This is a genomic window from Vibrio sp. R11-SG3-ISO3-SZ (assembly GCF_059834345.1).
On the sequence record NZ_JCBDGX010000058.1, the window covers coordinates 1 to 7,457 of the forward strand.

The 7,457-nt window shown below is 51.5% G+C and carries 8 protein-coding genes and 1 pseudogene; 6 read left to right on the forward strand and 3 right to left on the reverse strand.

Annotated elements, in window-relative coordinates; all coding sequences use genetic code 11:
* The 3 genes and pseudogenes from AC6R1O_RS07865 to AC6R1O_RS07875 form a co-directional block, all read left to right on the forward strand.
* A pseudogene (locus AC6R1O_RS07865) lies at positions 1-169 on the forward strand (DNA-3-methyladenine glycosylase 2 family protein); the annotation flags it as partial.
* A complete protein-coding gene (locus tag AC6R1O_RS07870; protein ID WP_500656793.1) occupies positions 166-663 on the forward strand; it encodes a methylated-DNA--[protein]-cysteine S-methyltransferase in 498 nt (165 codons plus the stop codon). The pseudogene AC6R1O_RS07865 and the gene AC6R1O_RS07870, both read left to right, overlap by 4 nt.
* Before the next feature lie 4 nt (positions 664-667).
* Positions 668-1,063 (forward strand): hypothetical protein, encoded by a 396-nt coding sequence (locus AC6R1O_RS07875; RefSeq protein ID WP_500630932.1) that lies wholly within the window; start codon positions 668-670, stop codon positions 1,061-1,063.
* A gap of 43 nt (positions 1,064-1,106) precedes the next feature.
* Here AC6R1O_RS07875 and nhaD read toward each other — a convergent pair whose 3' ends face one another.
* Positions 1,107-2,537 (reverse strand): sodium:proton antiporter NhaD, encoded by a 1,431-nt coding sequence (nhaD, locus tag AC6R1O_RS07880; RefSeq protein ID WP_500656794.1) that lies wholly within the window; start codon positions 2,535-2,537, stop codon positions 1,107-1,109.
* Positions 2,538-2,762: 225 nt separating this feature from the next.
* Positions 2,763-4,067 (reverse strand): dicarboxylate/amino acid:cation symporter, encoded by a 1,305-nt coding sequence (locus AC6R1O_RS07885; protein WP_500625431.1) that lies wholly within the window; start codon positions 4,065-4,067, stop codon positions 2,763-2,765.
* A gap of 432 nt (positions 4,068-4,499) precedes the next feature.
* Between AC6R1O_RS07885 and AC6R1O_RS07890 the strand changes: the two genes are divergently transcribed.
* Positions 4,500-5,123 carry a LysE family translocator gene (locus tag AC6R1O_RS07890; protein ID WP_500625560.1) on the forward strand — a complete coding sequence of 208 codons (624 nt, stop codon included), beginning with the start codon at positions 4,500-4,502 and terminating at the stop codon, positions 5,121-5,123.
* Between the two features lie 14 nt (positions 5,124-5,137).
* Positions 5,138-5,416, forward strand: coding sequence for a hypothetical protein (locus AC6R1O_RS07895; protein WP_500656795.1), 279 nt, complete (start codon positions 5,138-5,140; stop codon positions 5,414-5,416).
* 94 nt (positions 5,417-5,510) lie between these two features.
* Here AC6R1O_RS07895 and AC6R1O_RS07900 read toward each other — a convergent pair whose 3' ends face one another.
* Positions 5,511-6,686 carry an MFS transporter gene (locus AC6R1O_RS07900; RefSeq protein ID WP_500656797.1) on the reverse strand — a complete coding sequence of 392 codons (1,176 nt, stop codon included), beginning with the start codon at positions 6,684-6,686 and terminating at the stop codon, positions 5,511-5,513.
* 218 nt (positions 6,687-6,904) lie between these two features.
* Between AC6R1O_RS07900 and AC6R1O_RS07905 the strand changes: the two genes are divergently transcribed.
* On the forward strand, positions 6,905-7,457 hold a 553-nt coding region (locus tag AC6R1O_RS07905; protein ID WP_500656796.1), incomplete at its 3' end, for a YegS/Rv2252/BmrU family lipid kinase.

The window sequence follows — 7,457 nt, forward strand, 5'->3', positions numbered from 1 at the left end:
CCCTTGGACAGTCAACTACGCCAAACTGCGCGGCGCCTCGCAAGCGAACTGCTTTCTTGATACGGATCTGGTGGTGAAAAAAGCGTTGGCGCGCTTTCCTGCTCTCACCTCGACACGCGTCGCCCCTTGGGGGAGCTACGCCACTTTTCATTGTTGGAGCCATGCATGACCACGCACAACGAGCAAACTCAATACGTCTACACCACCATGACCAGTCCTCTCGGTGAAATGGTTTTACAAGCCACTCGTGAGGGGGTGACTGGAGCGTGGTTTGAAACACAGACCACTCAGCCAGAAAATTTAGGCCAGCGCAGCGATTCTGATCCTATACTGACTAAAGCAATCAAACAGTTAGAGCAGTACTTTGCCAATCAGCGTGACAGTTTTGACCTGCCTCTCGCCGCGCAGGGCACGCCATTTCAACGTCAAGTTTGGCAAGCGCTAACGACGATACCTTTTGGTGAAACGTGGAGCTATCAGCAACTCGCCGATGCCATAGGCAACCCTAAAGCGGTGCGTGCGGTGGGGGCGGCGAACGGGAAAAACCCTATTTCGATCATTGTGCCTTGTCATCGCGTAATAGGTAAAAGCGGCAAATTAACGGGTTATGCGGGGGGCGTGGAGCGTAAGGCGTCTCTCTTGAAATTGGAAAGTACGAGGTAAAGTTATGGTTGGTCGACAATGCAATTGGGGGATGAGGGTACTGCTGGCGTCACTGGTTCTTGTCGGCTGTTCAGAAGATGACGCTGAGCGTTACCTCAACAAGCAAACCTATGAGTTTGTCGGTGACTACGAAAACCAGTACAACGACGACGTGCTGCGCTTTAATAATGCGATGGTGACCTTTATTAAAGCGGGGCAACCGAACTTAGAAAAGAGTTTTAATGTCGAGGGCAATCAGTTGTTCATCCAAATGCGCAACAACTCAAAAGAGCAGCGAGAAGACATCGTGATGCGTATCCACGGCAAAAATGAAGTGCTGACGTGCAGCGTGTGTGCTAAATATCAGTTGGCGAGCATCTGGCAAAAGCGCGGTGCGCAGCCTTTGCCAGTGAAGCCTTAATTTTGTCTGTTACGCGCGCTAGAGCGTTTAGAACGTTAAAACGTTAGAACATGCCCCCATTGAGTGCCATGTGGCAGACGATACTCGCGATATAACCAAGCGCAATAACGGGCATCCATTTGAGGTGGCCGAAGAAGGTGTACTTACCGTGCGCGGCCCCCATCAAGGCCACCCCCGCCGCAGACCCTATTGAGAGTAAGCTACCACCGACACCGGCGGTCAGTGTGACCAGTAGCCAGTTACCCATCGACATACTCGGATCCATGGTGAGTACCGCGAACATCACAGGAATGTTATCGACGATGGCTGAGAGAATCCCCACCATGACGTTGGCCCACATGGGATCCCACTGGGTGTACATCACCTCAGAAATTACGCCCAAGTAGCCGAGCAGACTTAACCCTCCCACACACATCACGACGCCGTAGAAGAACAGCAGGGTGTCCCACTCGGCGTGAGAGACGCGGCGAAACACATCAAACGGGACGACAGACCCGAGGCGCTTGAGTGCGTAATCATCACGGTTTGCAATCGCGCGCGCGGCTTTTTTGTGTAACGAGGTCTTGAGGGTTTTTCGAAGGAAAAAGCCAAAAAACTGCAAATAGGCGAGCCCCATCATCATGCCCATCACTGGTGGGAAGTGCAGCACGGCATGGAAGGCCACTGCCGTCGCGATCGTCAGAATAAACAGTCCGACAATACGGCGCGCGCCGCGTTTGAGCTCAATGTGTTCATGCACCACGTTCGGCTTACTATTGGGTACAAACAGCGACATGATGAACGCCGGAATGATGTAGTTAATCAGTGAAGGGACAAACAGCGGCATAAACTCAGCAAAGGAGACATGCCCCGCCTGCCACACCATCAGGGTGGTAATGTCACCAAATGGGCTAAAAGCGCCGCCTGCGTTGGCGGCAATAACGATATTAATACAGGCTAAATTGATGAATTTAGGGTTATTGCCCGCCACTTTCAGTACAACGGCGCACATTAGCAGTGCGGTGGTTAAGTTATCGGCAATCGGTGAGATAAAGAAGGCGAGTATCCCGGTCAGCCAAAACAGCGCGCGGAAATTAAAGCCTTTGCCCACCATCCATGCTTGCAGCGCATCAAACAGTCGACGTTCTTCCATCGCGCTGATGTAGGTCATGGCGACCAATAAGAACAGTAAGAGCTCAGCGTATTCGAGCAGGTTATGTTCCAGCGCGGCTTTGGCGACCTCTATCTGATCGTGCTGAGAATAGACGTAGCCAATCATGGCCCAAATGATACCCGCAGCCAACAAGACAGGTTTGGACTTTCTCAGTTGCAAGTACTCTTCGAGCATCACCAAGGTATAGGCCATCGCAAAGATCAGCAGCGCGGCGTAACCTATGGTCGATTGGGTAAGAGGCAGTGTGTCATGGGCGGTGGAAGCAAGGGTCGGAAAAGGGAGCAACAAAAAGGCAAATAGGGCTGACCAATGCAATTTCATACTTTCACTCCTTGAAAGAGTTGTTATAGAAAGATAGCGAGAATGTTGAGTCCCTATTTTAAAGAGTTATCAGATGGGGATGTGTGAGATAGATTGGATATGCCTGAATTTGAATGAGTTATTGTCGATGTTTGACTAAATGGGTAGATGAGAAAGCAAAAGCCTCAAACCGAGGTTTGAGGCTTTTGGCGTACTTTCATTGCCCAAGGTCCGCGAGGTGAGCGGTTAGGCCTCAACCTGCTTGAGATGAACCTCTTCCTCTTTTACGCCCGCTTGAGGGTCGTTAAAGCGTGTCTCATCCAGTGCGCCTTCCGATTTCGCGACGATGACCGTCACTGCGCTATCACCGGTAATGTTGACGGCGGTACGGATCATATCCAACAAACGGTCGACACCCATAATAAGGGCGATGCCTTCCAGAGGCAGACCGACTTGGTTAAGTACCATCGCCAGCATCACGAGACCAACACCTGGTACGCCTGCTGTGCCGATAGACGCCAGTGTCGCGGTCATGATTACCATCAAGTAGTCACCCATGGTGAGGTCGATGTTAAAGGCTTGTGCGATAAAGGCTGTCGCGACACCTTGCATGATGGCCGTACCATCCATGTTCACTGTCGCGCCTAGCGGCACCGTGAATGAGGAGACGCGGTTTTCCACGCCCATGCGGTTTTTCACCGTTTCCATCGTGACCGGAATGGTGGCATTTGACGATGCGGTCGAAAACGCAAACATGACCGCGTCTTCCATCTTCTTCAAGAAGGTGATAGGACTCAGACCGGTGAAGCCTTTCAGCATCACGCTGTAAGTGACTAAACCGTGCAAAATCAAGGTGCCAGCAAGGACAAGGAAGTACTCCGCCAAGTTGATGATGGCGCTAAGACCCAGACCAGTAAACAGTTTCGCCATCAAGAAGAACACGCCAAACGGCGCCAAGTTCATCAAAATCGCCACCAGTTTCATGATCACTTCATTGAGATCAGAGAAGAACGCTGCAATGCGCTCACCTGGCTTGCCCGCCGCGCTGATGGCAACGCCAAATAACACCGCAAAAACGATCACTTGCAGAGTTTTACCTTCTGCCATTGCGCTGATTGGGTTGGTCGGGAACATGTTAATGATCACCTGGCCCAGTGATGGTGCTTCGGCGGACTGGAATGAGCTTGCTGCCGTAAGATCAGCGCCTGCACCTGGTTGGAACAGGTTACCCATGGTCAGCGCAAGCGTGATGGCAACCGCCGTGGTGACAATGTAAAACCCTAAGGTTTTGCCGCCCATGCGGCCCAGTGTAGAAAGATCTTTCAGTGAGCTTGTGCCACACACCAGTGAAACAAAAACGAGAGGAACAACAAGCATTTTTAAGCTGGCAACAAATATTTGGCCACCAACTTCAAACAGTCCATTGACGATGTATGTGTCGACAAATCCGTTGTCGGCAAAGAGGGTGCGAATTGCAAATCCTGTCAAGATACCTGTAACCATACCGAAAATCACTCGGCCGGTTAGCGACATGGGTTTCTTGGTATTCATAGTGAACACTCCTTATAGTTATGCGCCTAAAATTCACTTTAAGGCGGGCAGGGAGGTTAGCAGGCAGGATGAAAAATCAGAAAGCGAAAAAGCGCTGACGATAAGGAGATGTGACCTGGGTCACTGCTATTTGTCAGTATTTAACGCCAGGTTAACGTCTTAATGTAAATTAATTGACGTATTTTTATTGTTTTTAACAGTTAAAATCCCGACCATTAATACTTGGCTTCTTCTCACCGCATGGGAATAGAGACGATGTGTCCACTTGATTGATTTAGAAAATGCATAGATAAGCATATTTTATTCACTTTATTGCCTATGTCGGCGTAATCGCCGTGAACAGCGACCTTAGGTGCATTTTTGTCGAGCCTCGCAAGAAAAATCTTGTTACTCTCGGCCATTATAGAATGACATCATCAGGCTTTTTTCATGATCAACACCGCTTTATTAGGGATGTTTATTCCCACTTTCTTTTTTGTCTCTATTACGCCCGGCATGTGCATGACATTGGCGCTGACGCTGGGGATGAGCATTGGTTATCGTCGTACCTTGTGGATGATGGTGGGTGAGTTGATCGGCGTGGGTTTGGTGGCGGTGGCGGCGGTGCTCGGTATCGCCGCGGTGATGCTCAATTACCCATGGCTATTTACCGCGCTTAAGGTACTCGGGGGCGGCTATCTGTTCTATTTAGGGATTCAGATGTGGCGCTCGAGAGGCAAGCTCGCTTTAAATCTTGATGAGACGGTCGAATCAGCCCCTCACAGTGACTGGGATTTGGTGGTACAAGGTTTTGTGACCGCGATTGCCAACCCGAAAGGCTGGGCGTTTATGATTTCTCTGCTGCCACCCTTTATCGATCAATCGGTGGCGCTGACACCGCAATTGGTGGTGCTGGTATCGATCATTCTGCTGTTTGAGTTTGTTTGCATGACGCTCTACGCCACAGGTGGTAAAGGCTTGAAACGCATGCTAGGTCAATCGCATAATGTCCGATTGATGAACCGAATAGCGGGCACCTTAATGATGGGTGTCGGTGTTTGGTTATGGGTGAGCTAGGACAAAGGAGCCATATGTTGGGATCAATCGGTCAGTGGTGGGCGTCGACCAAATCCGAATTGCGTGAGGTGCTGGAGTTCCAGTCCCGTGTCTGGGTGGTGAATGTGTTCTCAGGGCGCAACAAAGGTGAGGCGTTTATCGTCAATGAAGACAGCTTTAACGAGCCAATGCAATGGATGAAACGCAAAGGTTACCCTAGCGAGCAGTTAGCGAGAGTGAGTGAGATGAAGCGCTCTCAGGTGCTTGAGATAGAACTCTCGAACGTTAAACATCGCGTGATGCGAGTGAAGTAAACCAATCAGGCCAGCGTAACGCTGGCCTGATTGGTTTTTGGTTGGTCATTATGGCTCGCCAAGAGAGTGGAGCCTCTTGGTTATCGAGAGGGCGTTAGATTTTTGCCCATTGAGTTCGGCGGTCTAGCACGCCGCTAAAGCGAGTCAGCAGGAGTGCCAGAGCGACAACAATAGCGCCGACCCAAGGTGTGTTCATCAGCCCAGTTTGTTCAACGACTAAACCCCCACCCCAAGAGCCCAGAGCGATACCGACGTTAAAGGCCGCGATGTTGAGTCCGGAGGCGACGTCTACGGCATCAGGCGTATAACGCTCGGCTAAGTTCACCACGTACACTTGTAGCCCCGGGACGTTACCAAACGCAAACGCACCCCAGATAAGAATCGTCACCACCGCGGCAATCGGTTCGTAAGCGGCAAAGTTGAACACCAAAAGTACGGCGCCAAGGCCAGTGAAAATGATCGTTAGCGCTTTGATGGGCCCCATGGTATCGGCCATCTTTCCACCCCAAATGTTGCCAAACGCGACAGACACGCCATACACCAACATGATGAGGCCGACAGAGCTGGCTTCAAAGCCGGACACTTCCTGCAAAATGGGCGCAAGGTAGGTGAACGCGGTAAAGGTGCCGCCATAACCCAGTGCCGTGATCGCATAGACCAGCAGTAAGCGAGGCTGAGTCAGTACGCTCAGTTGTGCGGAGAGTTTGGTCGCCGGAGGCTGTTTCAGGTTACTGGGTACTAAGAGCGCACTTCCTACCCAAGCGATGAGACCCAAGATGGCGACGATCAAGAAGGTCGCTTGCCAGCCAAACGTCTGACCGATGTAGGTGCCAAGAGGCACTCCCGTCACCAAGGCGACCGTGAGGCCAGTAAACATGATCGCGATGGCGCTGGCGGCTTTCTCTTTGGACACCAAACCTGTGGCGATGGTCGAGCCAATCGAGAAAAACACGCCGTGAGCAAGACCCGTTAGGATCCGAGCTGCCACCAGGGTGTTGTAACCTGGCGCTTGCCAAGCCAGCAGGTTACCCGCGACAAACAGGGCCATGACGGTCAATAGTACCGTCTTACGGGGCCAGTTTCCCGTCAGCGCGGTCAGCACAGGGGCGCCGACGGCAACGCCAAGGGCGTATAAGCTGACCAGCAGACCGGCTGAGGGCAGCGAGACCGATAAGTCAGCGGCCATGGTTGGGATCAACCCAACGATGACAAACTCAGTGGTGCCGATGGCAAACGCACTGAGGGTTAGAGCAAAAAGAGCAATAGGCATACTTTCATTCTCAATGATGTGTTCAGTGGCGGCCATTATCGAGCTGAATTCTTTTGTGAAAAACAGCGTCTTTTGCAAATGACTTTTGTCAAAATTATGGGTAATTAACGGTGAACTGACCGGTGAGGCTTTTTCGTCGGCGATGTTATTCTCTATAATCGAGCCATAAGCCTACGGGTTTAGCGTCACCTCTGCCAAGACAACTACAGGACACTGACATGACCACTCGACTACTACTCAACGGAAAAAAAGCGGCGCAACAAGATATTCGCGATGCGGTGATGGCCCTGCGCAAAGAAGGCCATACGCTCGAAGTACGGCCAACATGGGAAGCAGGAGATATTGAGCGCCTCGTGTACGAAGCCGCTGAGCAGCAGGTCACCCGGGTGATTGCAGGAGGCGGTGATGGGACGGTGAATGAAGTGGTTGACGCGATTCTCAAACATCAACTGGCGTTGGAGGTGGCGGTGTTACCACTTGGCACGGCCAATGATTTTGCCACTGCCTGTCATATTCCGACCGATTCCCCGTATCAAGCCCTCAAGCTGGCGCTTAGTGGAGAGAGTTACCGAGTGGATGCCGCCAAAGCCAACGAGCGTCACTTCATTAATATTGCGACCGCGGGTTTTGGCGCGCAGGTGACCGCCAATACGCCGGTGGCGCTGAAAAACTTCTTGGGCGGCGGCGCATATACGCTGTCGGGGTTGTTGCAGGCGATCAATTTTCAGCCTTTTGAAGGCACAATTCGTTTTGATGACAATACGCGCGAAG

Coding starts and splice junctions, on each gene's coding strand:
- AC6R1O_RS07870 (WP_500656793.1), top strand. CDS start 166: ATGACCACGCACAACGAGCAAACTCAATACGTCTACACCACCATGACC.
- AC6R1O_RS07875 (WP_500630932.1), top strand. CDS start 668: ATGGTTGGTCGACAATGCAATTGGGGGATGAGGGTACTGCTGGCGTCA.
- nhaD (WP_500656794.1), bottom strand. CDS start 2,537: ATGAAATTGCATTGGTCAGCCCTATTTGCCTTTTTGTTGCTCCCTTTT.
- AC6R1O_RS07885 (WP_500625431.1), bottom strand. CDS start 4,067: ATGAATACCAAGAAACCCATGTCGCTAACCGGCCGAGTGATTTTCGGT.
- AC6R1O_RS07895 (WP_500656795.1), top strand. CDS start 5,138: ATGTTGGGATCAATCGGTCAGTGGTGGGCGTCGACCAAATCCGAATTG.
- AC6R1O_RS07900 (WP_500656797.1), bottom strand. CDS start 6,686: ATGCCTATTGCTCTTTTTGCTCTAACCCTCAGTGCGTTTGCCATCGGC.